The organism is Kitasatospora sp. NPDC056076, assembly GCF_042266305.1.
Classification (GTDB): domain Bacteria; phylum Actinomycetota; class Actinomycetes; order Streptomycetales; family Streptomycetaceae; genus Kitasatospora.
Window position 1 is genome coordinate 13,216 of sequence record NZ_JBHJWG010000054.1, and the last position, 22,218, is coordinate 35,433.

Sequence of the window (22,218 nt, forward strand, 5' to 3'; positions counted from 1 at the left end):
CACGGCGGCCGCCGCCCCGGTGAATGCGGTGCGGCCGGGGAGCCGGCCGAGAACTCGACCGAGAATTCCATTGGAGGGGGAATCATGCTGGGCGTGATCCGGCAGCACAATCCCGGCGACAGAACCGCGGCGGTGCATTCCGAGGAGCACTACGAGGTGTACTTCGGCCTCGGGCACAGCCTCCGACTCCAGGACCGCCAAGGCGTCTTCAAGGTCAGCCCCGCCGGGCTGAGCCTCGGAGACGTCCTGGTGCGCACCCTCGACCGGTCCGTCCTGGGCGGTTCGGTCCTCGACATGGGCACCGGCAGCGGGGCCCTGGCCCTGCTGATGCGCAGCCTGGGCGCCCGCGACATCGTGGCGACGGACGTGTCGATCCCCGCGTTGAAGACCGCCGCGGAGAACGAGCAGCTCAACTTCGGCGACCGGATCGTCCGGTACGACGCGGGCAGCCTGTTCCAGAGCCCGGCCGCGGACCGCAGGTTCGACCTCGTCGTCTTCAACCCGCCCGGCTGGCGCACCCCGTCCGCGGACTGCCGGCGCGAACTGCGGCAGCAGGGGCTCGCCGATCTCGAACTGTCGGCCATGTTCTCCGGGGAGGAGGTCCTCCTCGGCTTCCTGCGCGACCTCCCGCACCACCTGACCGACACCGGGCGCGCCGTCATCGGCCTCAACTCCATGACGGGCATCCAGGACGTGCTCCGCCGACTCGGCGGGCCGGCGGGCAGCGCCGGCCCTCTGGAGTTCCGGCTGATCGAGCGGCACAGCTTCCCGCTGTTCCTGTACACCAGGGAGTGGCACGCCTCCAGACAGGTGCTGACCAGGGAGTTCCACCACTGGAAGGAGCACCACGGCGCGGCCTTCAGCATCGCCGGCGACGGGACCCTCTACTGGTCGTACGAGATCGTCGAATGCCGCCTGGCCCGCCGGGGGGAGAGGCGGGCGGATGGGTAGCGTACGCGGCCGGGGCGCTCCGGCGGGCCTGGCCGCGATCGCGGTCGCCAACGTCATCCTCGGCTCGTCCTCGCTGTTCTGGCGGGCCCTGGCGCACGTGCCGCCGGAGACGCTGCTCGGCTACCGCATCCTGGTGTCGCTGGTGACGCTGTGCGGTGCGCTCGCGCTGCTGGGGCGGTTCCGGGCCGCCGCCCGCACGGCCGCCACCCCGAGGCTGGTGCTGGTGCACCTGACCGCGGCGGTGCTGGTCTGCATCAACTGGCTCACCTTCATCTGGGGTTCGATCCACGGGCGGGTCATCGAGACCGGCCTCGGCTACCTCATCGCCCCGGCGGTCACCGTCGTCCTCGGGACGCTGGTGATGGGCGAACCGCTCGGACGGCTGCGCCGCGTCGCGCTCGGCCTGTGCCTGCTGGGCGTCGTGCTGCTCATCGTGCGCAGCACCGAGCTCGACTGGTGGGTGTACGTCACGATCGGCCTGACGTGGGGGGTGTACACCTTCCTCAAGAAGCTCACCACCGCCGACCCGGTCACCGGGCTGACCCTGGAGACGGCCCTGCTGGCGCTCGGCATCGGGATCGCCGTCCTCACCACGGGCTACTCGCTCGACCCGGGGCCGTCCGCCGGGCACACGGACTTCGTGCTGCTCGCGGTGTGCGGCCTGGTCTCCGTCACACCGCTGTGGCTGATCGCCTTCGGCGCGAAGAAGGTCAGCCTGACCGCGACGGGGTTCATCCAGTACGTGCTGCCGACGACCCAGCTCGTCGTCGCGCTGGTCTGGTACCACCAGCGGCCGTCCGCCAACACGCTGATCTGCTTCGCCGTGGTCTGGCTGTCACTGGTCTCCATCGTCATCGAATCGGCGCTGCGCGTCCGCCGGGCGCGTCCGCAGTCCGGGCCGGTCGCGGCACCGGTCGAGAAGGGGGTACGGCTGTGAGAACGGGCGACGTACTGGTCATCGGCCTGGGGGTGTTCGGCGCGGCGGCGGCCCAGGCACTGGCCGAACGGGGCGCGCGGGTGCTCGCCGTCGACGCCCACGGCCCGACGCACCGCTTCGGCTCCTCCCACGGCGAGACCCGCATCTTCCGGCGGGCCTACTGGGAGGGGACCGACTACCTCCCGCTGCTGGAGCGCGCCCACGAGCGGTGGACGGACCTGGAGGCCGCGTACGGGGACACCCTGCTGATGCGCACCGGCGGGGTCTTCGTCGGGGCCGAGTCCAGCGGCGTGGTGGACCTCAGCCGGCAGACCGCGGAGACCGGCGGCATCGCGCACGAGGTCTGGAACGCCGAGCAGCTCAACGGGCGCTTCCCGTGGTTCGGCGTCGGCGCCGACATGAAGGCGCTGTACGAACCCGGCGCCTACACCGTCCTGGCCAACCGCGCCCGGCTGGCGATGATCGACGAGGCGGTCCGCCGGGGCGCCGCGATCCGCTTCGGCGAGGAGGTGGTGGACCTGCGGTCGGCCGCCAGCGGCGTGACCGTACGGCTGCGCTCCGGCGGGACGCTCTCCTGCGACGCCGTCGTCGTCGCGACCGGCCCCTGGATGAAGGGACCGCTCGCACCGTCCACGGCGCGGCACCTGAGCCCGATGCGGGTCCCGGTCTACTGGTTCCGGGCGGACCCGAAGCTGGGCACCGAGGGCTTCCCGGCCTTCCTGTACGAGAGCGCCGACGGACAGGTCGTCTACGGCGTGCCCGAGTGGGGCGAGGGCGGCCGCGAGGTCAAGATCGGCTTCCACAACCGCCAGCAGACGCCCGGGGACCCGACCGACCTGGCGCGCCGCGAGGTCTCGGCGCAGGAGCGGGAGGAGATGGCCCGGATGGTGGCCCGGATCTTCACCGGCGTCCAGCCGGAGGCACCCCGGGCGCGCTACTGCTACTACACCCTGACCCCGGACGGCAGCTTCATCATCGACCGCTCGCCGGCGGACCCGCGGATCGTCCACACCTCGGCCTGCTCGGGGCACGGGTTCAAGTTCGCCCCCGCGGTGGGCGAGTGCGCGGCCGCCCTGGCGCTGGGCGAGCCCGCGCCGGTCGACCTGGCGCCCTTCGCGGGCGACCGGTTCGGCGCGGGAGCGGCCGGCGACCGCTGACCTCCCCCGGACGCGGGGGGGGGGGCCCCCCCCCCCCCCGGGCGGGGGGGGCCCCCCCCCCCCCGGGGGGGGGGGGGGCCCCCCCCCCCCGCGACGGGGTCAGGCGGAGATGCCGGCGGCGGCGCCGAGGTCCCGCTTGATGTCGGCGAGCAGCCCGGCGGCCCGCTCCCGGGCGGCGGCCAGCTCGGCCGCGCTGCCGACCGGGAGGACGACCTCCAGGTAGCACTTGAGCTTGGGCTCGGTGCCGGAGGGACGGACCACGATCCGGGCCGAGCGCACGGTCTCGCCGGCCAGGTAGTAGCGCAGGCCGTCGGTGGGCGGCAGCTCGGCGGAGCCGGCCGAGAGGTCGTCGGCGCGGGTGACGGTCAGTCCGGCCAGGACGGTCGGCGGCTGCTCGCGCAGCCGGCGCATGGCGTCGGCGATCAGCGAGAGGTCCTGCACCCGGACGGACAGCTGGTCGGTGGCGTGCAGGCCGTGCTCCAGCGCCAGGTCGTCCAGCAGGTCGGTCAGCGTGCGGCCGGACCGCTTGAGCGTCGCGGCCAGCTCGGCGACCAGCAGGGCGGCGGTGATGCCGTCCTTGTCCCGGACGCCCTGCGGGTCGACGCAGTAGCCGAGCGCCTCCTCGTAGCCGTAGCGCAGGCCCTCGGCGCGGGAGATCCACTTGAAGCCGGTCAGCGTCTCGGCGTAGCCCAGGCCGGCGGCCTCGGCGATCCGGCCGAGCAGGGTGGCGGAGACGATGGTGGTGGCGAAGGTGCCCTCGGCCTTCTTCGCGACCAGCGCGGAGCCCAGCAGCGCGCCGACCTCGTCGCCGCGCAGCATCCGCCAGCCGGAGGTGCCGTTGCCGCTGCCCACGGCGTTGCCGTTGACCGGGACGGCCACCGCGCAGCGGTCGGCGTCCGGGTCGTTGGCGATCACGATGTCCGGGCCGACCGCGGCGGCGGTGCGGAAGGCGAGGTCCATCGCCCCCGGCTCCTCCGGGTTGGGGAAGGCCACGGTCGGGAAGTCCGGGTCGGGCTCGGCCTGCTCGGCGACCACGGTCGGCGCGGGGAAGCCGGCCCGGCGGAAGGCGGCGACCAGGGTGTCGCGGCCGACGCCGTGCATCGGGGTGTAGACCACGTCCAGCTCGCGCGGGCTGTGCTCGTCGACGATCGAGACGGCCCGGGTCAGGTAGGCGTCGACGACGTCCTCGCCGAGCACCTCCCAGCCCTCCCCGGCGCGCGGGACGTCGTCCAGCGACCCGATCGCGTCGATCTCGGCGGCGATCCCGGCGTCGGCCGGCGGGACGATCTGCGAGCCGTCGCCCAGGTAGACCTTGTAGCCGTTGTCCTGCGGCGGGTTGTGGCTGGCGGTGACGGTCACGCCGGCGGCCGCGCCCAGGTGGCGGACGGCGAAGGCGAGCACCGGGGTCGGCAGCGGGCGCGGCAGCAGCGCGGCGCGCAGACCGGCCCCGACCACCACGGCGGCGGTGTCCCGGGCGAAGTCGTACGACTTGTGCCGGGCGTCGTAGCCGATCACCACGAGGTCGCCGAGGCCCTGCTGCTTCACGTACGCGACCAGGCCGGCGGCGGCCCGGATCACCACGGCGCGGTTCATCCGCATCGGGCCGGCGCCGAGCTCGCCGCGCAGCCCGGCGGTGCCGAACTGGAGGCGGTCGGAGAAGCGCTCGGCGAGCTCGGCCCAGGCGAGCGTGTTGTCCTCCTGGGCCTCCGCGCCCTCGGCCCGGGCGAGCAGGGCGGCGAGCTCCTCGCGGGTCTGCGGGTCGGGGTCCTCGGCCAGCCAGGTGCGGGCCCGGGCGAGGAGGTCGGTGGTAGGTGCCTGCGTCATGTTCTTGCCTGCTCCATCGGGAAGTGCGTCGGGTGACGGCCGGAGGGTTCCACGCAAAGGGGAGTAGAAGAGGTGTGCACATGCGGACGGGGCCCCCGGGATGGCGTGATCAGCGGATCACGCCGCCCGTGGGCCCCGTCGTTCATGATTCTGCGCCCGGCAGGCGTCAGATCCGCTCCAGGACCTTCGCCAGCAGCTCGCCCATGCGCTCGGCCGAGGCCTTGCCGGCCTCCAGGACCTCTTCGTGGTTGAGCGGCTCGCCGGTGATGCCGGCGGCCAGGTTGGTGACCAGGGAGATGCCGAGCACCTCGGAGCCGGCCTCGCGGGCGGCGATGGCCTCCAGCGTGGTGGACATGCCGACCAGCTCGCCGCCGATCACCCGGGCCATGTTGACCTCGGCCGGGGTCTCGTAGTGCGGGCCGCGGAACTGGACGTAGACGGCCTCGTCCAGGCTCGGGTCGACCTCGTGGCACAGGGCGCGCAGGCGCTTGGAGTACAGGTCGGTGAGGTCGACGAAGTTGGCGCCGACGATCGGGGAGTCCGCGGTCAGGTTGATGTGGTCGCTGATCAGGACCGGCTGACCCGGGGTCCAGCCCTGGCGCAGACCGCCACAGCCGTTGGTCAGCACGATGATCCCGCAGCCGGCCGCGGCGGCGGTGCGCACGCCGTGGACGACGGTGGCGACGCCGTGGCCCTCGTAGTAGTGGTTGCGGCCCAGGAAGATCAGGGCGCGCTTGTCGCCGATCTTCACCGAGCGGATCTTGCCGGCGTGGCCGGCCACGGCGGGGGCGGGGAAGCCCGGGAGGTCGGTGACCGGGAACTCGGCCACGGTCTCGCCCAGGGCGTCGGCGGCCGGCACCCAGCCGGAGCCCATCACCAGGGCGACGTCGTGCCGCTCGGCACCGGTCAGCTCGCGCAGGCGCTCGGCGGCGGCCTGGGCGGCGGCGTAGGGGTCGGCGGAGACGACCGACTGAGGAGAAGCGTTCACGGGTCCGAGGATAGACGGCTTTCGGCTACGCGCGTAGAAATTCGCCCGCGGCATGCCGGATCGTTACCCGGTTGGCCCGAAAACACAGCTCGGTGGCGCTTTCGGGTGACCGGGTTCGTCGATTCGTACGGAAAGAGGACCGGCGGTCAGCACGGCCGCCGGCGCAGCTCCATCACGTAGTCGTGCGGGGCCCCGGCGCTCTCCGCGGCGTCGGCGATCAGACCGAGGTAGCGGGCCGCGGGCAGGCCGCCCTCGTAGTCGTTGAGCACGTACGTCCAGACCGGGATGTCGCCGTCCAGGGTCTGCGCCCGCAGCTTGATCTTGCGGTAGATGCCGAGCTGGACGCCCTCCCAGCGGTCCAGGCCCTCCTCGTCCATCGGCGCGATGTCGTAGAGGGAGACGAAGACCTGGTCCTTCTCGTCCTCCACGACGGTGGCCAGCGAGCCCTCCCAGCCGAGCTGCTCGCCGCCGAAGGTGAGCCGCCAGCCGTCCAGCCACCCCGTGCCGCGCAGCGGGGAGTGCGGGGCTCGGCGGGTCATCTGCCGGGCATCGAGGTTGGTGGCATACGCGGCGTAAAGGGGCATGGGTGCAGCGTAGCCCGGTCGGCCCACGGGGCGGGGCGAGTGGATGAAGAGATCGAGCGCGGACCCCCTTGTGGCGCCGCTCCCGGCGTGCGGGACAATGGGGTACGTGACTCGGATCGTGATCATCGGTGGCGGACCCGGCGGCTACGAGGCGGCCCTGGTGGCCTCTCAGCTCGGCGCGGAGGTGACCGTCGTCGACCGCGACGGTCTGGGCGGATCGGCGGTGCTCACGGACTGCGTGCCGTCGAAGACCCTGATCGCGACCGCGGAGGTGATGACCACCTTCGACAGCTCGTACGAGGAGCTGGGCATCACCGTCGACCAGGGCGCCGCCGAGGGGCGGGAGTCCAAGGTCATCGGCGTCGACCTGGGCAAGGTCAACCGCCGTGTGAAGCGCCTGGCGATCGCGCAGTCCCACGACATCACCCAGTCCGTCACCCGCGCCGGGGTCACCGTGCTGCGCGGGCGCGGCCGGCTCGGCGCCGGCGGGCAGGCCGTGGACGGCTCCCGCGAGGTGCTGGTGGACGGCCCCGACGGCAGCGTGCAGTCGCTGCGCGCCGACGCGGTGCTGATCGCCACCGGCGCCCACCCGCGCGAGGTGCCGGACGCCAAGCCGGACGGCGAGCGGATCCTCACCTGGACCCAGGTGTACGACCTGGAGGAGCTGCCCCGCGAGCTGATCGTGGTCGGTTCCGGTGTGACCGGTGCCGAGTTCGCCGGCGCGTACCAGGCGCTCGGCTCCAAGGTCACCCTGGTGTCCAGCCGCGACCGGGTGCTGCCGGGCGAGGACCCGGACGCCGCCGAGGTGCTGGAGGAGGTCTTCCGCCGCCGCGGCATGAACGTGATGAGCCGTTCGCGCGCCGAGAGCGCCAAGCGGATCGGCGACCGGGTCGAGGTGACCCTCTCCGACGGCAAGGTGATCGAGGGCACCCACTGCCTGATGGCGGTCGGCTCGATCCCCAACACGGCCGAGATGGGCCTGGAGGAGGCCGGGGTCAAGCTCAACGACTGGGGCCAGATCCAGGTCGACCGGGTCTCCCGCACCAGCGCCCCGGGCGTGTACGCGGCCGGCGACTGCACCGGCGTCTTCATGCTCGCCTCGGTGGCGGCCATGCAGGGCCGGATCGCGATGTACCACGCGCTGGGCGATGCGGTGCAGCCGCTGAACCTCAAGACCGTGGCCTCCAACGTCTTCACCGACCCGGAGATCGCCACCGTCGGCTACACCGCCGCCGACGTGGAGTGCGGGAAGATGGACGCCGTCGTGGTCAAGCTGCCGCTGCGCGGCAACCCGCGGGCGAAGATGCAGGGCATCCGGGACGGCTTCGTGAAGCTGTTCTGCCGCCCGGGCACCGGCATCGTGGTCGGCGGCGTCGTGGTCGCCCCGCGGGCCAGCGAGCTGATCCACCCGATCGCGCTCGCGGTGGACGCCAATCTGACGGTCGAACAGGTGGCCAGCGCCTTCACCGTCTACCCGTCGGTCTCCGGCTCGACCGCCGAGGCCGCCCGGCAGCTGCACGTCCGGAAGCGGGCCGGCGGCGAATCCTGAGCTCAAGGCGCACAGTTGGGGCGGCTGCCGGTCGGCGGCCGCCCTTCGCGCAGGCATGATCGTCACCCGGACGGCGGGCGCAGTTCCGGGTTGTTGACGGCGCGTATTGTACGGTCACGCGCCGCTCTTGCGTGAGCAATTCCCGCTACCAGCTGCAAACGCCTGAAAGCAGACGGTCACGCAGGTTACCGTCGGTTCTGTGTTTGCAGCAGAACGTCGCCAGTTGATCCTCGAAATGGTGCGCGCCAACGGAGCGGTCTCGCTCCGGGAGTTGGCCCGCGTCGTCCAGACCTCCGAAGTGACCGTGCGCCGTGACGTGCGGGCGCTGGAGGCAGAAGGGCTCCTCGACCGCCGGCACGGCGGCGCGGTGCTCCCCGGCGGCTTCAGCCGCGAACCCGGATACCCGCAGAAGACCCACCTGTCCGCGGCGGAGAAGAGCGCCATCGCGGACCTCGCCGCCGGGCTGGTGGAGGAGGGCGACGCGGTGGTGGTCGGCGCCGGCACCACCACCCAGGAGCTGGCCCGCCGGCTGGCCCGGGTGCCCGGGCTGACGGTGGTCACCAACTCGCTGCTGGTCGCCCAGGCGCTGGCGCACGCCAACCGGGTCGAGGTGGTGATGACCGGCGGGACCTTGCGCGGCTCCAACTACGCCCTGGTGGGCAGCGGCGCCGAGCAGTCCCTGCAGGGGCTGCGGGTCACCAAGGCCTTCATCTCCGGCAGCGGGCTGACCGCCGAGCGGGGGCTGTCGACCGCGAACATGCTGTCCGCGAGCGTGGACCGGGCCATGGTGCTGGCGGCCGCCGAGGTCATCGTCCTCGCCGACCACACCAAGCTCGGCGCGGCCGGCATGTTCCAGACCGTCTCCACCGAGACCATCACCCGGCTGGTCACCGACGAGCAGGCCACCGCCGACGACGCCTGCGCCCGCGAACTGGACGCGCTCGCCGACTGCGGGGTGCAGATCGACCTGGCGCCGCTCGGGGCCGCGCCGAGCGGCGACGCCCCCGTGCACGGCACCGGCAGCGGCCCGGTCCACCAGACCCAGCCGGGCCCGCTGGGCCGTCGTCCGGTCCCGCCGCCCGGCGGCGCCCCGCTGCCCGGCCAGCGCCGCCCCGGGGCGCACGGCGGCGGCCCGGTCGGCCCCGGCGGGCTGCCGGTCCGGCTGGCCGAGATGGGCCTGCCGCGCGGGCGCTGAGCCCGGCCGTGCCGTCGCGCGGGCCTACCGCCCCGAGCCGAAGGGGCGCGCCGGTGCCGAAAGCGAGGAGCGACAAGCGAGGCACGAGCGCCGGAGCGACGACCGTCGGCACCGGGTCGGAGCGCCCCGGAGGCGAGTGGGCGAGTAAACGCGACCGGTCCGCACCCCCGAAGGGAGTACGGACCGGTCGAAGACTGACGAACCCGTCGTCAGTCCTTGATCTCGCAGAGCGCGGCGCCGCTGCTGACGCTCGCGCCGACCTCGGCCTTGAGGCCGACCACGGTGCCCGCCTTGTGGGCGTTCAGCGGCTGCTCCATCTTCATCGCCTCCAGGACCACGATCAGCTCGCCCTCGGCGACGACCTGGCCCTCCTCGACGGCGACCTTGACGATGGTGCCCTGCATCGGCGAGGCCAGGGTGTCACCGCTGACGGACGAGCCGGCCTTCTTGGCGCCCACCCGGCGCTTGGCCTTGGCGGCACCGGTCGCACCGGCGGCCGGGGCCGCCGCGACGCCCAGCGAGGACGGCAGCGAGACCTCGATCCGCTTGCCGCCGACCTCGACGACCACGGTCTCCCGGGTCTCCGCCTCCTCGCCCTCGCCGGCGCCGCCGGTGAAGGCCGGGATGGTGTTCTCGAACTCGGTCTCGATCCAGCGGGTGTAGATCGTGAACGGGCCCTCGCCGCCGTGCACCTCGGGCGCGAACGCCGGGTCGGTGACGACCGCCTGGTGGAACGGGATGGCGGTGGCCATGCCCTCGACCTTGAACTCGTTCAGCGCGCGCCTGGCCCGCTCCAGGGCCTGCTTGCGGTCCCGGCCGGAGACGACCAGCTTGGCCAGCAGCGAGTCCCAGGCCGGGCCGATGACCGAGCCGGACTCCACGCCGGAGTCCAGGCGCACGCCCGGGCCGGACGGCGGGGCGAACAGCGTCACGGTGCCGGGCGCGGGCAGGAAGTTGCGGCCCGGGTCCTCGCCGTTGATGCGGAACTCGAAGGAGTGACCGCGCACCTCCGGGTCGCCGTAGCCGAGCTCCTCGCCGTCGGCGATCCGGAACATCTCGCGGACCAGGTCGATCCCGGTGACCTCCTCGGTGACCGGGTGCTCCACCTGCAGACGGGTGTTGACCTCCAGGAAGGAGATCGTGCCGTCCAGCGCGACCAGGAACTCGCAGGTCCCGGCGCCCTCGTAGCCGGCCTCCTTGAGGATGGCCTTGGAGGCGCGGTACAGCTCGGCGTTCTGGGCCTCGGTCAGGAACGGCGCGGGCGCCTCCTCGACCAGCTTCTGGTGCCGGCGCTGCAGCGAGCAGTCACGGGTGGAGACGACCACCACGTTGCCGTGCTTGTCCGCGAGGCACTGGGTCTCCACGTGCCGCGGGTTGTCCAGGTAGCGCTCCACGAAGCACTCGCCGCGACCGAAGGCGGCGACCGCCTCGCGCACCGCGGACTCGTACAGCTCCGGGATCTCCTCCAGGTTGCGGGCGACCTTGAGGCCGCGTCCGCCGCCGCCGAAGGCCGCCTTGATGGCGACCGGCAGGCCGTGCTCCCGGGCGAACGCGACGACCTCGTCGGCACCCGAGACCGGGTCCGGGGTGCCGGCCACCAGGGGGGCGCCGGCGCGCTGGGCGACGTGACGGGCGGTGACCTTGTCACCGAGGTCGCGGATGGCCTGCGGCGGCGGGCCGATCCAGGTCAGGCCCGCGTCGAGGACGGCCTGGGCGAACTCGGCGTTCTCCGACAGGAACCCGTAGCCGGGGTGGACGGCGTCGGCGCCGGAGTCCTCGGCGGCCTTGAGGACCTTGGCGATGTCCAGGTAACTGGTGCCGGGGGTGTCACCGCCCAGCGCGTAAGCCTCGTCGGCCGCGCGGACGTGCAGCGCATCCCGGTCCGGCTCGGCGTAGACGGCGACGCTGGCGATACCGGCGTCCGAGCAGGCCCTGGCGACGCGGACGGCGATTTCCCCGCGGTTGGCGATGAGCACCTTGCGCACTGTGGCTCCCTTCTTGAACCTCGATGAGTTTATGGATTCCTGGGCGGTACCGGCGAGTAGCCCCGGGTTGTGAACTATCCCACACGCTCGGTGATGGGATTCCCCGCCGCCGGGACGGGGTTGAGAACGACTGCGCAGGTGGTGGCAGGTGTGCTCGCGCGGGGGTGGTCGACGGTGGGTGACCGCGGGGCGGCGTGGCGGGTCGGTGGGATGGGACACACCTTCCGCGGCCCGCTCATGCCGCGGCGGTGCCGGGGCGCCGGAGCGCCTCCGCCGTCACGTCGGCAGTCAGCTCCACCACGTCCGGTCCGTAGGCTTTGGGGTTGACGACCCGCAGGACGAGGGCGAAGGTGCCGGTCTCGCCGTACCGTCGGGCGAGCTTACGGTGGTTGGCGACCAGGTAGCGCACGGCGGCGTGGTTGGAGACCGCGGTCTGCCCGGCCACCAGGAAGGCGGGCCGGCTTTCGGGCGAAGGGTGCAGCCGGGCGAGCAGGGTGAAGGCCTGGCCACCGGAGGGCGCGGACCCCGGCTCGTACCGGTACTCCTCGGCGCCCACCGCGAGCGTCAGTTCCGGGGCGCTACCGCCCACATCCGTGAACGTCACCCCGGGCAGCCAGGAGGTCAGGTGCGCCGCCGTCCGGTCGTTGCTGGACGGGCCGCCGAGGCAGAACTCGGCCTTGTTGCCCAGGCCCTGGCGGACGTCCTCGTGGCCGACCAGGTCGGCCTGGGCCCCGCACTCCTTGATCAGCGAGGCCAACTCCATGAGTGCGAACACGTCGTTGCGCGAGACGCTCTTGCCGCTGGCCGAGGCGGTGTGCCGGTTCACCACCAGCAGGCACTCGCCCCCGGGCGGCATGCCGAAGAACGCGCGGATCCGCTCCAGCCGTCGGCGCCGCCGCAGGGCCTGGGCCAGCCAGCCGAGCCCGGCGCTGATGGCGCTGGCCACCAGGCCGAGCACCACGTTGAGCACGTTGTCGGTCATCGCCCGCGTTCCCCTCCCCGTTCGGACGCCGGTCAGCTTAGAGGCACAAGCAGGCCGACTGGCAGGTCAGTTGGCCCACAGATCGGTGATGCGGACGTCCAGGTCGGCGAGCAGCCGGCGCAGCAGCGGCAGGGACAGGCCGATGACGTTGCCCGGGTCGCCGTCGATGCCGTCGACGAACGGCGCCGAGCGGCCGTCCAGGGTGAACGCCCCGGCCACGTGCAGCGGTTCGCCGGAGGCGACGTAGGCGGCCACCTCCGCGTCGTCCGGGGTGCCGAAGCGGACGGTGGTGGAGGCGGTCGCCGAGGACTGCCGGCCGGTCGCGGTGTCGATCACGCAGTGGCCGGTGCGCAGCACCCCGGCGCGGCCGCGCATGGACTGCCAGCGGGCCAGCGCCTCGGTGGCGTCGGCCGGCTTGCCGAGGGCCAGGCCGTCCAGTTCCAGGACGGAGTCGCAGCCGATCACCAGCTCTCCGCCGGTCAGTTCGGCGGCGACGGCCTTCGCCTTGGCCTCGGCCAGGACGAGGGCGAGCTCGCCGGGGGTGGCGGCGGTGATCGCGTCCTCGTCGACGCCGCTGACCACCACGCGGGGGTCGAGCCCCGCCTGGCGCAGCAGCCCGAGGCGGGCGGGGGAGGCGGAAGCGAGGACGAGGGAGCGCTGGTCGGTCATGCCCACCAGGGTAGGGGGTGGGTGGTTGAGCCGTTCTGGTGAACGACTCAGGTGAAGTACCGGCTGACCATGATCAGGACGGCGCCCACCAGCACGATCGCGGCGAGCACCTTGCCGGCCCGCTGCATCCGCTCCTGCATGCGACGGGCCTCGGGCGAGGGCCCGTCCTCGGGGTCTGACCAGAGCACCCGTCCAGAGTGCGGTGCGGGTGGGCCCGGCCGCCTGAGTATCCGTACTCAGGTTTCGGGCAAAGCGGGCGAGCGACCGGGCGAGTCGGGGAGCAGGAAGTCGGGCCGGCCGACTTCCTGCTCCGCGTGGTCAACTCAGTGCGCCCAGCCCGAGGTCCGCCAGGCGTTGACGCCCGGGTGGACGGCGGGGCGGAGCAGCCGGGAGCGGTCGTTCCAGGGGGAGGCCGGGCCGACACCGGCCAGGCGCGCCGCCTCCGCGGCGGCCTGCGCGGCGGCGGCCCGGGCCTGGACCACCGCCAGGACGGTGGCGAGCTCCTCGGGGGTCGGCTGCCCGTGCAGCACGTGGATCGGGGACATGGCTGGTTCTCTCCCGAGAGGGGTGGTGCCTACAGGGGGATGTTGCCGTGCTTCTTGGGCGGCAGCACCTCGCGCTTGCCGCGCAGCGCCCGCAGGCCCCGGACGATGTGCCGGCGGGTCTCGCTCGGGGCGATCACCGCGTCGACGTAGCCGCGCTCGGCGGCCAGGTACGGGTTCAGCAGGGTGTCCTCGTACGAGGCGATCAGCTCGGCCCGCTTCTCCTCGACGGTGCCGGTGGCCGCGGCCTCGGCGATCTCCCGGCGGTGCAGGATGTTGACCGCGCCCTGGGCGCCCATCACCGCGATCTGCGCGGTCGGCCAGGCCAGGTTGAGGTCGGCGCCCAGGTGCTTGGAGCCCATGACGTCGTACGCGCCGCCGAAGGCCTTGCGGGTGATCACGGTGATCAGCGGGACGGTCGCCTCGGCGTAGGCGTAGATCAGCTTGGCGCCGCGGCGGATGATGCCGTCCCACTCCTGCTCGGTGCCGGGCAGGAAGCCGGGCACGTCCACGAAGGTCAGCACCGGGATGTTGAAGGAGTCGCAGGTGCGGATGAACCGCGCGGCCTTCTCGCTGGCGTTGATGTCCAGGCAGCCGGCCAGGTCCATCGGCTGGTTGCCGACGATGCCGACCGGGTGGCCCTCGACCCGGCCGAAGCCGGTGATGATGTTGCCCGCGTACAGCGGCTGGGTCTCCAGGAACTCGCCGTCGTCGACGACGTGCTCGATCACCTTGCGCATGTCGTACGGCTGGTTCGCCGAGTCCGGCACGATGGCGTCGAGTTCGAGGTCCTCGTCGGTGACCGTGAGGTCGGCCTGCTCCGGGTAGGACGGCGGGTCGCTCAGGTTGTTGGAGGGCAGGTACGACAGCAGGTTCTTGACGTACTCGATCGCCTCCTTCTCGTCCGAGGCCAGGTAGTGGGCGTTGCCGGACTTGGTGTTGTGGGTGCGGGCGCCGCCCAGCTCCTCCATGCCGACGTCCTCGCCGGTCACCGTCTTGATGACGTCCGGGCCGGTGATGAACATGTGCGAGGTCTGGTCGGCCATCACCACGAAGTCGGTGATCGCGGGGGAGTAGACCGCGCCGCCGGCGCAGGGGCCCATGATCAGCGAGATCTGCGGGATGACGCCGGAGGCGTGCACGTTGCGGCGGAAGATCTCGCCGTACAGGCCGAGCGAGACCACGCCCTCCTGGATCCGGGCGCCGCCGGAGTCGTTGATGCCGATGACCGGGCAGCCGGTCTTCAGCGCGAAGTCCATCACCTTGACGATCTTCTCGCCGAAGACCTCGCCGAGCGAACCGCCGAAGACGGTGAAGTCCTGGGCGAAGACGGCGACCTGGCGGCCGTCGACGGTGCCGTAGCCGGTCACCACGCCGTCGCCGTACGGGCGGTTCTTCTCCTGGCCGAAGTTGGTCGAGCGGTGCCGGGCGAACTCGTCGAACTCGACGAAGGAGTCCTCGTCGAGCAGCTCCAGGACCCGCTCCCGGGCCGTCTGCTTGCCCTTGGCGTGCTGCTTCTCCACGGCCTTGGACGAGCCGGAGTGCACCGCCTCGTCCAGCCTGCGCCGCAGGTCGGCCAGTTTCCCGGCGGTGGTGTGGGGGTCGTACGGCGCCTCGGTCATCCGGTGGCTCTCCCTGATCATGGGCCGCGACCTGGTCGATCGCGCGGGCCGGGATCGGGGGCTCGCGCACGAGGGCAGGGCGGCGCTGCGAACTACCGCTGCGTAGCGTAACCAGCGCGCAGGGCGATGCGGCACGTCCTGGCGTTATGGCCATCGACACAGTGTGTCAACGAGCGTTCTGCGGGACGATGGGGCGGACTGCGCCTCTGCGGCCCGTCCTGCCGCGGGCCGGTGCACGTCCTAGGGTGGCCACCATGACCGCACCCGAGACCCCCCGCCGCAGCGGACTGCGCGGCTTCGGCCGCACCGGACCGTCCCCCTGGACCGACCTGGACCGGCCGCCGCTGGACCAGGAGGTGCTGCGCCGCGACCTGGTCGTCCCGGGTGGGCTCTGGACCTCGCTGGACGTCGTCACCGAGACCGGCTCGACCAACAGCGACCTCGCCGAGCGGGCCCGCGCGGGCGCCCCGCAGGGCGCGGTACTGGTCGCCGAGGCGCAGAGCGCCGCGCGCGGGCGGCTGGACCGGCAGTGGACCGCCCCGGCCCGCTCCGGGCTCTTCCTGTCCTTCCTGCTGCGCCCGGAGGAGGTGCCGGTCGCGCGGTACGGCTGGCTGCCGATCCTGGTCGGGGTGGCCGCCGCCAGCGCCCTGGACCGGGTGGCCGGGGTCGAGGTCGGGCTGAAGTGGCCCAACGACCTCCAGACCGGGATCGACGGCGCGGAGCGCAAGCTCGGCGGCATCCTCACCGAGCTGAGCGGCGGCGCGGTGGTGGTCGGGATGGGCCTCAACGTCTCGCTGCGCACCGCGGAGCTGCCCGTCCCCACCGCCGCCTCGCTCGCGCTGGCCGGAGCCGCCACCACCGACCGCTCGGTCCTGCTGCGCGCCCTGCTGCGCGAGTTCGCCGGGCTCTACCGGGAGTGGACGGCCGCCGCCGGGGACCCGCACGCCAGCGACCTGCTGCGGGCGTACGCGGACCGCTGCAGCACCCTCGGCCGGCAGGTCAAGGTGCACCTGCCGGGCGACCACGAGCTGGTCGGCGAGGCGGTCGCGATCGACGGGGACGGCCGCCTGGTGGTCCGCACCGCGGACGGCGCACGCCGGGCGGTCGGCGCGGGGGACGTGGTCCACGTCCGCCCCGAACCGCGCCCCGAGCCGCGCTGAGCGGCAGTCTTCACCTCTCCTTGACTCGGGCGGATGCCCCGGATCACGCGATTCCGTGCGAACATTCCACCTGGCAGCGGTGTGAGGCGCGCCACTGTCCGCCCGGGTGGCGGACGGCGTGCCCGGACGGGTAGGACACGAGGCGAGTGCGGCGACCGCACGGGGACGGACCGGTGGCAGAGGACGGCAACGGCGGGACGGCGGGCAGCCACGACCCCACGGTCGCGCTCGAACTGGAACGCCTGATCCTGGACGCACCACGCCGCTACACCCCGTACCAGGCCGCGCGTGCCGCCGACGTCCCGATGGAGCTGGCCACCCGCTTCTGGCGGGCCATGGGCTTCCCCGACATCGGCCAGTCCCGGGCCCTCACCGACGGCGACGTGATCGCGCTGCGGCGCCTCGCCGGACTGGTCGAGTCCGGGCTGCTCAGCGAGTCGATGGCGATCCAGGTGGCCCGCTCCACCGGCCAGACCACGGCCCGGCTGGCCGGCTGGCAGATGGACACCTTCCTGGAGAACCTCACCCAGGCCGTCGAGCCCGGACTGACCCGCGCCGACGTCGCGTACCCGCTGGTCGAACTGCTGCTGCCGGAACTGGAGCAGTTCCTGGTGTACGTCTGGCGGCGCCAACTGGCCGCCGTCACCGGCCGGGTGGTGCAGGCCGCCGAGGACAACGAGATCACCAGCGGCCGGCTCGCGGTGGGCTTCGCGGACCTGGTCGGCTTCACCCGGCTGTCCCGGCGGCTGGAGGAGGAGGAACTCGGCGAACTCGTCGAGACCTTCGAGAACACCTGCTCCGACCTGATCGCCGGGCAGGGCGGCCGGGTGATCAAGACCCTGGGCGACGAGATCCTCTACGTCTCCGAGGACCCGGCCACCGCCGCCGAGATCGCGCTCAGCCTGATCGACGCCCTCGCCGAGGACGAGACCATCCCGGCGTTGCGGGTCGGCATGGCCTTCGGGACGGTCACCCAGCGGATGGGCGACGTCTTCGGCACCACCGTGAACCTGGCCAGCCGGCTCACCTCCATCGCCCCCAAGGACGCGGTGCTCATCGACGGCGAGTTCGCCGCCGCCCTGGAGCAGAACGGCAGCGTCGCCCCCGCCGACTCGGAGGGGCCGGGCCTGGCCGAGGCGCTGTCGGTGGCGGCCGGGATGCCCGCCTCCGGGCTGCCGGTGCCGGGGCCGGACGCGGGGGCGCGGTTCCACCTCCAGCCGATGTGGCGGCGGCCGGTGCGGGGGCTGGGGCTGGTGGAGCCGTGGCTGCTGTCGCGGCGGATGAAGGCGGAGTAGCCGGAGCGGTCGCACCGGTCGGAGCGGTCGCACCGGTGGGAGTGGGCCGGTCGGGGCGTTCGATGGGGCCGGTCGGTGGTGTTTCGGTGGCCGAACGGTTGAAGGTCGTACCGCCTGCTGCGGTTCCATCCGGGCAAACGGGGCAAAACCGAACGAAATCGCCCTAGTCTTGGTGCAAGCGGCCACGGGTGCGGCCGACCGGTGGGGGTCCGGGAGGACCGAGCACAGGGAGCGAGGCGAGCCGGTGAGCAGTGAGGCGATCATGACGGACCGCGGCTGCGACTGCGAGGGCCCGCACCGCGCCGACCCGCTGCCCGACCTGCGGCTCCAGTCGGTGGTCGAACTCGCCCAGGACATGGCCGGGGCGCTCACCCCGCTGGAGGCCGTCCGGGCCGCCGCCGCCCGGGCCACCGAGGCGCTCGGCGCCACCATGGCCGCCGTCTCGGTCTGGGACCGCGAGTCCGGCCGGCTGCGCGTGCTGGTCAACCACGGCCGGCTCGCGCCCGGCGAGGAGGAGCTGCCGCAGGACGAGTCCTACCCGGTCGCGGACTTCCCGGAGATCGTCACCTACCTGGAGGAACGCTGGACCACCGGGCGGCTGCCGCGCGCCTGGCTGCAGACCGCCGAGAACGACGAGCCGCACGCCGGGCACGCACACCCGACCGCCGGCGCGTACTGCCAGGAGCGCGCCGCCGCGCTGCGCCGGCGCGGCCGGGCCTGCTGCGTGGTCGCGCCGATCGTGCTGCACGGACAGGCCTGGGGCGAGCTCTACCTCGCCCGGTCCGTCGGCCTGCCGGTCTTCACCGAGGCCGACGCCGACTACGCGACCCTGCTCGCCGCCCAGATCTCGGCCGGCCTCGCCCAGACCGAACGCCTCGCCGACCTGCGCAGACTCGCCTTCTCCGACCCGCTCACCGGCCTCGCCAACCGGCGGGCCGTCGACGCCCGGCTGGAGAGCGCGCTGGAGGCCCACAACCGGGACAACACCGTGGTCTCGCTGGTGGTCTGCGACGTCAACGGACTCAAACGGGTCAACGACCAGCTCGGCCACGAGATGGGCGACCGGCTGCTCGAACGCTTCGCCCACCAGCTCTCGCTGGCCGCCGCCAAACTGCCCGGCAGCCTGGCCGCCCGGCTCGGCGGGGACGAGTTCTGCCTGCTCGCCGAAGGACAGAAGGCCGACGAGGTGGTCGCCGTCGCCGAGGAGCTCTGTGCCCGGGCCCTCGCCCTCGCCGAGGGCGAGGGGGTCGCCTGCGGCGTCGCCTCCACCGGGGACTCCATCGGACCGGTCACCACCCCCGACCGGCTCTTCCGGCTCGCCGACGCCGCCCAGTACCGGGCCAAGGCCGCCCGCGCCGCCCACCCTGTCGTCGCCGGCCGCAGCCACGGCCCCGGCTTCTCGCCCGACCCCACCGTGCTGCTCGCCGACGCCGCCGACCCCCACCACCGCGCCGACGGACGCCGCGGGCCCGGCGGCCGGGCCGGCACCGCCGACCGGCGGCGGTTCCGCGGCGCCGCCCACAGCGCCGACCCCGGACAGCTGCTCACCGCGGTCCTCTCCGCCCTCGACCAGGCCGCGGCCGCCCGGGCCGTCCACCCGGCCGACACCCTCGCCAAGCTGGCCGTCGTCGCCGAGACCTCTGCCCGGCTGCTCGACGCGGTCGGCTGGTGGGTCTCGTACGTGCCGCCCGGCTCCCAGCTGATGCGCACCGCCCAGCACGCCGTCTACCGGATGACCAGCGGGCCCAGCAGCACCCGGGCCGAGACCCAGCGGGCCCAGATCGAGGCGCCCGACGCGGTGTTCGACCTCCGTCACTACCCGATGACCCGGCGGGCCGTTCGCGGCGGGGCGTTCGCGCTCCGCGCGGGGGCGGCGGGGAACGATCCGGCGGAGGAGGCGATGCTCGTGGTCTCCGGGTACCGCGGGATGGTCGCGGCGGGCGGGCAGAACGCGGCGGGGGGCTGGTTGGTCGAGCTGTTCGCGGACGATGCGACGTTGCCGTTGGGGCAGGTGGCTTGTGCGTTGCGGGCTTTGGCGGCGGTGGCGTTGGCGGGGGGTGCGTCGCCGCCGGTGGTGTGAGGGCCGCTGCGCGGGGCTGGGGTGTGGGGGTGGGCTCTCGGGAGGGTGGGTGGGTCCGGGGGCGGTTCCGGGGGGGGGTGCTCCGGCGGCTGGGTGATTTTCGGACCGCCGACCCTCATCGAGGGGGGTTGAGACCGTTGGCGGTCTGAAAATCACCCGTTACGCCGCTCTCCGCACCCACCCCCTCCACCGCCCCCTCCCGCAGCGCGTCCCTCTCGCCTTGGTCGGGTGAGGGGGAGGGGGGTGGTTGCTGTTGGTGGGTGGGGATGTGCCGGTTCGGTGACCGGGGTGTTGTGGGTGGGTTGCAGGCCGGGGGGTGGGGTGCCGGGGCGGGGTGGGGTGGTGGGAGGGTGGCGGGGGTTGAACGGGAGTGGGGGCGGCGGTGGGCGGACGGCTGGTGGGCGCGGCGGTGGCCGGGGTGCTGGTGTTCGGGGGCGGGGTGGCGGTGGCCGGTCCGGCTTCGGCGGTGCCGGTGGTGCGGCCGACGGCGTCGGCGTCGGCGGGGGGAACGGGCCCCGGGCGGGTGCACTCGGTGCGGACCGGGTTGAGGGCGCACCAGATCACCGAGCACTCGGCCGTTGCGCGGCACAAGCGCAAGGCCCGGCGCAGTGTGGTCGGCCGGGCGCTCGACGCGCTGTTCGGCTGGTTCGCGCTCGCCGCGCTGGGGGTGCTGCTGGTCGTGGTGCTGCTGGTGTACGCGCTCAGGCGTCGGCGGCAGGCGGGTTGAGGGCCCGTAGGGCGGCGTCGACCAGGCGGTCGGCGTGCTCGTGGGTGAGCGGGCCGATCCGGTACTGCCAGCGGTAGTAGATCGGGCCGTAGAGCAGTTCGACGGCGAGGTCGAGGTCGGCGTCGGGGGCGAGTTGGCCGGCCTCGCGGGCGGTGCGCAGGCGGTCGCGGGTGACCTCCAGCAGTGGGTCCAGCAGCCGGGTGCGGTACTCGGTGTGCAGCGCCGGGTCGTTGAGGATCTCGGCGATGATGGCGCGGTAGGTGCGGTCGGTGCCCGGGTCGGTGAGTTCGTCGCAGGTGGGGCGCAGGACGGCGCGCAGGTCGGCGGCGAGGTCGCCGGTGTCGGGGAGTGCCAGGCCGCCCTCGTGCTGGTTGGCGGCGAGGAAGGCGTCGAAGACGACGGCCCCCTTCGAGGGCCACCACCGGTAGATGGTCTGCTTGCCGACGCCGGCCCGGGCGGCGATCGCCTCGATGGTCAGCTTGCCGTAGCCGATCTCGGCGATGAGTTCGGTGGTGGCGGCGAGGACGGCGGCGCGGGAGCGCTCGCTGCGGCGGGCGGGGTCGGGGGCGGTTCTGGAGGCCATGGGAAAAAGTCTATGCGAAATGGCTAGACGAGACGTATCGTCTTGTTCTGCCCGATGGCGAGACGGTCCGTCTCGTCTCATTCGCCGTTCCCGGAGGTCCTCATGACCCGCCCCCGCCCCGCACACATCCTGATGGTCTCCGTCCCGGCGCACGGGCACGTCAACCCCGGCCTCGCGGTGATCGCCGAACTGGTCGCCCGGGGCCACCGGGTCAGCTACGTCAACGACCCGTCCTTCCGGGAGGTCGTCGAGTCCACCGGCGCGGCGTTCGTCCCCTATCCGAGTGCGCTGCCGCTCGCCGACGACCCGGCCGGCTGGCCGGCGGACCCGGTGGCGATCCAGGACGTGTTCCTGGACGACGCGCTGTCGATGTGGTCCGTACTGCTGGAGGAGTTCGAGGGCGACCGGCCCGACCTGGTGCTCTACGACATCGCGGGCTTCGCCGGGCGGGCGCTCGGTGAGCGGCTGGGCGTGCCGGTGGTGCAGCTGTCCTCCAGCTTCGTCGGCTGGGACGGCGTGGAGGAGGACCTGGCCGAGGTCTTCGAGGCGATCCGCAACGGCCCCGGCGGTTCCGAGCACTACCGCCGGTTCGGGGCGTGGCTGGCCGGGGCCGGCGCGGTGGAGCGCGACGTGGAGGCCTTCAAGAACCGCCCGGAGCGGTGTGTCGCGCTCGTCCCGCGCGCGCTCCAGCCCCATGCGGACCGGGTCGACGGGCGCCGGTTCGACTTCGTCGGCCCCTGCTTCGGCGACCGCTCCCACCAGGGGCGGTGGGAGCGCCCGGCGGACGCCGAGAAGGTGCTGCTGGTCTCGCTGGGCTCGGCCTTCACCGATCGGCCGGCCTTCTACCGGGCCTGCGTCGAGGCCTTCGGCGACCTGCCGGGCTGGCACGTCGTGCTCCAGGTCGGCAAGCACACCGACCTGGCGGAGCTGGGGGACGTGCCGGACACCGTGGAGGTGCACCGGTGGGTGCCGCAGCTGTCGGTGCTCGCCCAGGCGGACGCCTTCGTCACCCACGCGGGGATGGGCGGCTCCAGTGAGGGGCTGTTCCATGCCGTGCCGATGATCGCGGTGCCGCAGGCCGTCGACCAGTTCGCCAACGCGGACGCGCTGGTGGGGCTCGGTGTCGCCCGTCGGCTGGATATGGAGGCGGCCACCGCGGCGGCGCTGCGGGGCGCGTTGCTGGAGCTGGTCGGGGACCCGGCGGTGGGGGAGCGGCTGGCGGTGCTGGCCGCCGCGGGTCGGGCCGAGGGCGGTACGGCGCGGGCGGTGGACCTGATCGAGGCCGAGTTGAAGGGGTAGGGCGGGCGGGGGTGCCCCCGGGCGTGCGGTCGGGATCCGGGCGGCGGAGAATCCGCACAGCGGAGAATCCGGATGGCGAGCAGCTGTTG

Annotated in this window: 19 protein-coding genes and 1 pseudogene; 10 read left to right on the forward strand and 10 right to left on the reverse strand. The window is 73.4% G+C overall.

Translation table 11 applies throughout. The features are described from left to right. The first annotated feature begins 84 nt into the window (after nucleotides 1-84). The 3 genes from ACFC1T_RS32610 to solA are packed head-to-tail and all read left to right on the forward strand — an operon-like array spanning nucleotide 85 to nucleotide 3,045. Nucleotides 85-951, forward strand: a complete 867-nt coding sequence (locus ACFC1T_RS32610; RefSeq protein ID WP_375894701.1) for a methyltransferase — start codon at nucleotides 85-87, stop codon at nucleotides 949-951. Next, nucleotides 944-1,888 (forward strand): EamA family transporter, encoded by a 945-nt coding sequence (locus ACFC1T_RS32615; RefSeq protein WP_375894703.1) that lies wholly within the window; start codon nucleotides 944-946, stop codon nucleotides 1,886-1,888. The genes ACFC1T_RS32610 and ACFC1T_RS32615 overlap by 8 nt, the downstream gene beginning before the upstream one ends. Next, nucleotides 1,885-3,045 carry an N-methyl-L-tryptophan oxidase gene (gene solA, locus ACFC1T_RS32620; protein WP_375894706.1) on the forward strand — a complete coding sequence of 387 codons (1,161 nt, stop codon included), beginning with the start codon at nucleotides 1,885-1,887 and terminating at the stop codon, nucleotides 3,043-3,045. Before ACFC1T_RS32615 ends, solA begins: the two co-directional genes overlap by 4 nt. Before the next feature lie 99 nt (nucleotides 3,046-3,144). Here the strand turns inward: solA and ACFC1T_RS32625 are convergent, their stop codons facing one another. The 3 genes from ACFC1T_RS32625 to ACFC1T_RS32635 all read right to left on the reverse strand — a co-directional run bounded on the left by ACFC1T_RS32625 (nucleotide 3,145) and on the right by ACFC1T_RS32635 (nucleotide 6,441). Beyond that, nucleotides 3,145-4,869, reverse strand: coding sequence for a phospho-sugar mutase (locus ACFC1T_RS32625; protein WP_375894708.1), 1,725 nt, complete (start codon nucleotides 4,867-4,869; stop codon nucleotides 3,145-3,147). Nucleotides 4,870-5,035: 166 nt separating this feature from the next. Further along, on the reverse strand, nucleotides 5,036-5,857 hold the full coding sequence (locus tag ACFC1T_RS32630; RefSeq protein WP_375894710.1) for a purine-nucleoside phosphorylase: 822 nt from the start codon (nucleotides 5,855-5,857) through the stop codon (nucleotides 5,036-5,038). A 146-nt stretch (nucleotides 5,858-6,003) separates the two neighbouring features. Continuing rightward, entirely contained in the window at nucleotides 6,004-6,441 is a 438-nt protein-coding gene (locus ACFC1T_RS32635; protein ID WP_350503464.1) for a gamma-glutamylcyclotransferase, read from the reverse strand. A gap of 97 nt (nucleotides 6,442-6,538) precedes the next feature. Between ACFC1T_RS32635 and ACFC1T_RS32640 the strand changes: the two genes are divergently transcribed. Further along, a complete protein-coding gene (locus tag ACFC1T_RS32640) occupies nucleotides 6,539-7,990 on the forward strand; it encodes an NAD(P)H-quinone dehydrogenase (protein ID WP_375894713.1) in 1,452 nt (483 codons plus the stop codon). Nucleotides 7,991-8,225: 235 nt separating this feature from the next. Then, a complete protein-coding gene (locus ACFC1T_RS32645) occupies nucleotides 8,226-9,185 on the forward strand; it encodes a DeoR/GlpR family DNA-binding transcription regulator (protein WP_375894812.1) in 960 nt (319 codons plus the stop codon). 209 nt (nucleotides 9,186-9,394) lie between these two features. Here ACFC1T_RS32645 and ACFC1T_RS32650 read toward each other — a convergent pair whose 3' ends face one another. From ACFC1T_RS32650 to ACFC1T_RS32675, 6 genes are all read right to left on the reverse strand, one after another. Continuing rightward, the gene (locus tag ACFC1T_RS32650; protein ID WP_375894716.1) at nucleotides 9,395-11,170 is read right to left on the reverse strand and encodes an acetyl/propionyl/methylcrotonyl-CoA carboxylase subunit alpha; all 1,776 of its coding nucleotides are present in this window, start codon (nucleotides 11,168-11,170) and stop codon (nucleotides 9,395-9,397) included. 235 nt (nucleotides 11,171-11,405) lie between these two features. Next, nucleotides 11,406-12,152, reverse strand: a complete 747-nt coding sequence (locus ACFC1T_RS32655; RefSeq protein ID WP_375894718.1) for a hypothetical protein — start codon at nucleotides 12,150-12,152, stop codon at nucleotides 11,406-11,408. Between the two features lie 66 nt (nucleotides 12,153-12,218). Further along, on the reverse strand, nucleotides 12,219-12,821 hold the full coding sequence (locus ACFC1T_RS32660) for a nucleoside triphosphate pyrophosphatase (protein ID WP_375894721.1): 603 nt from the start codon (nucleotides 12,819-12,821) through the stop codon (nucleotides 12,219-12,221). A 47-nt stretch (nucleotides 12,822-12,868) separates the two neighbouring features. Then, nucleotides 12,869-13,009, reverse strand: coding sequence for a morphogenic membrane protein MmpB (gene mmpB / locus ACFC1T_RS32665; protein ID WP_375894723.1), 141 nt, complete (start codon nucleotides 13,007-13,009; stop codon nucleotides 12,869-12,871). Nucleotides 13,010-13,144: 135 nt separating this feature from the next. Next, the gene (locus ACFC1T_RS32670) at nucleotides 13,145-13,366 is read right to left on the reverse strand and encodes an acyl-CoA carboxylase subunit epsilon (RefSeq protein ID WP_375894726.1); all 222 of its coding nucleotides are present in this window, start codon (nucleotides 13,364-13,366) and stop codon (nucleotides 13,145-13,147) included. A 29-nt stretch (nucleotides 13,367-13,395) separates the two neighbouring features. Beyond that, on the reverse strand, nucleotides 13,396-15,006 hold the full coding sequence (locus tag ACFC1T_RS32675) for an acyl-CoA carboxylase subunit beta (RefSeq protein WP_375894728.1): 1,611 nt from the start codon (nucleotides 15,004-15,006) through the stop codon (nucleotides 13,396-13,398). A gap of 233 nt (nucleotides 15,007-15,239) precedes the next feature. Here ACFC1T_RS32675 and ACFC1T_RS32680 point away from each other — a divergent pair, with 233 nt between their 5' ends. The 4 genes and pseudogenes from ACFC1T_RS32680 to ACFC1T_RS32695 all read left to right on the forward strand — a co-directional run bounded on the left by ACFC1T_RS32680 (nucleotide 15,240) and on the right by ACFC1T_RS32695 (nucleotide 20,247). Next, nucleotides 15,240-16,145: a biotin--[acetyl-CoA-carboxylase] ligase gene (locus ACFC1T_RS32680; protein WP_375894730.1), complete on the forward strand. Its 906-nt coding sequence runs from the start codon at nucleotides 15,240-15,242 to the stop codon at nucleotides 16,143-16,145. 173 nt (nucleotides 16,146-16,318) lie between these two features. Further along, nucleotides 16,319-17,440, forward strand: coding sequence for an adenylate/guanylate cyclase domain-containing protein (locus ACFC1T_RS32685; protein ID WP_375894733.1), 1,122 nt, complete (start codon nucleotides 16,319-16,321; stop codon nucleotides 17,438-17,440). A 262-nt stretch (nucleotides 17,441-17,702) separates the two neighbouring features. Next, nucleotides 17,703-18,926: pseudogene (locus tag ACFC1T_RS32690) on the forward strand (diguanylate cyclase domain-containing protein); the annotation flags it as partial. 976 nt (nucleotides 18,927-19,902) lie between these two features. Further along, on the forward strand, nucleotides 19,903-20,247 hold the full coding sequence (locus ACFC1T_RS32695; protein WP_375894736.1) for a hypothetical protein: 345 nt from the start codon (nucleotides 19,903-19,905) through the stop codon (nucleotides 20,245-20,247). Here the strand turns inward: ACFC1T_RS32695 and ACFC1T_RS32700 are convergent. Next, nucleotides 20,222-20,830 (reverse strand): TetR/AcrR family transcriptional regulator, encoded by a 609-nt coding sequence (locus tag ACFC1T_RS32700; protein ID WP_375894738.1) that lies wholly within the window; start codon nucleotides 20,828-20,830, stop codon nucleotides 20,222-20,224. The two genes, ACFC1T_RS32695 and ACFC1T_RS32700, sit on opposite strands and share 26 nt — an antisense overlap. Before the next feature lie 102 nt (nucleotides 20,831-20,932). On the opposite strand from ACFC1T_RS32700, the gene ACFC1T_RS32705 reads away from it, so the two are divergent. Beyond that, complete coding sequence (locus tag ACFC1T_RS32705) at nucleotides 20,933-22,129, forward strand: macrolide family glycosyltransferase (RefSeq protein WP_375894741.1); 1,197 nt, start codon at nucleotides 20,933-20,935, stop codon at nucleotides 22,127-22,129. Nucleotides 22,130-22,218: the final 89 nt, after the last annotated feature.

Bases quoted from the DNA above. Each gene is read 5' to 3' on its own strand.
- ACFC1T_RS32705 (WP_375894741.1), top strand. From the start codon at position 20,933: ATGACCCGCCCCCGCCCCGCACACATCCTGATGGTCTCCGTCCCGGCG.
- ACFC1T_RS32635 (WP_350503464.1), bottom strand. From the start codon at position 6,441: ATGCCCCTTTACGCCGCGTATGCCACCAACCTCGATGCCCGGCAGATG.
- ACFC1T_RS32625 (WP_375894708.1), bottom strand. From the start codon at position 4,869: ATGACGCAGGCACCTACCACCGACCTCCTCGCCCGGGCCCGCACCTGG.
- ACFC1T_RS32645 (WP_375894812.1), top strand. From the start codon at position 8,226: ATGGTGCGCGCCAACGGAGCGGTCTCGCTCCGGGAGTTGGCCCGCGTC.
- ACFC1T_RS32700 (WP_375894738.1), bottom strand. From the start codon at position 20,830: ATGGCCTCCAGAACCGCCCCCGACCCCGCCCGCCGCAGCGAGCGCTCC.
- ACFC1T_RS32680 (WP_375894730.1), top strand. From the start codon at position 15,240: ATGACCGCACCCGAGACCCCCCGCCGCAGCGGACTGCGCGGCTTCGGC.
- ACFC1T_RS32610 (WP_375894701.1), top strand. From the start codon at position 85: ATGCTGGGCGTGATCCGGCAGCACAATCCCGGCGACAGAACCGCGGCG.
- ACFC1T_RS32615 (WP_375894703.1), top strand. From the start codon at position 944: ATGGGTAGCGTACGCGGCCGGGGCGCTCCGGCGGGCCTGGCCGCGATC.
- ACFC1T_RS32655 (WP_375894718.1), bottom strand. From the start codon at position 12,152: ATGACCGACAACGTGCTCAACGTGGTGCTCGGCCTGGTGGCCAGCGCC.
- ACFC1T_RS32670 (WP_375894726.1), bottom strand. From the start codon at position 13,366: ATGTCCCCGATCCACGTGCTGCACGGGCAGCCGACCCCCGAGGAGCTC.
- ACFC1T_RS32660 (WP_375894721.1), bottom strand. From the start codon at position 12,821: ATGACCGACCAGCGCTCCCTCGTCCTCGCTTCCGCCTCCCCCGCCCGC.
- ACFC1T_RS32640 (WP_375894713.1), top strand. From the start codon at position 6,539: ATGGGGTACGTGACTCGGATCGTGATCATCGGTGGCGGACCCGGCGGC.
- ACFC1T_RS32675 (WP_375894728.1), bottom strand. From the start codon at position 15,006: ATGATCAGGGAGAGCCACCGGATGACCGAGGCGCCGTACGACCCCCAC.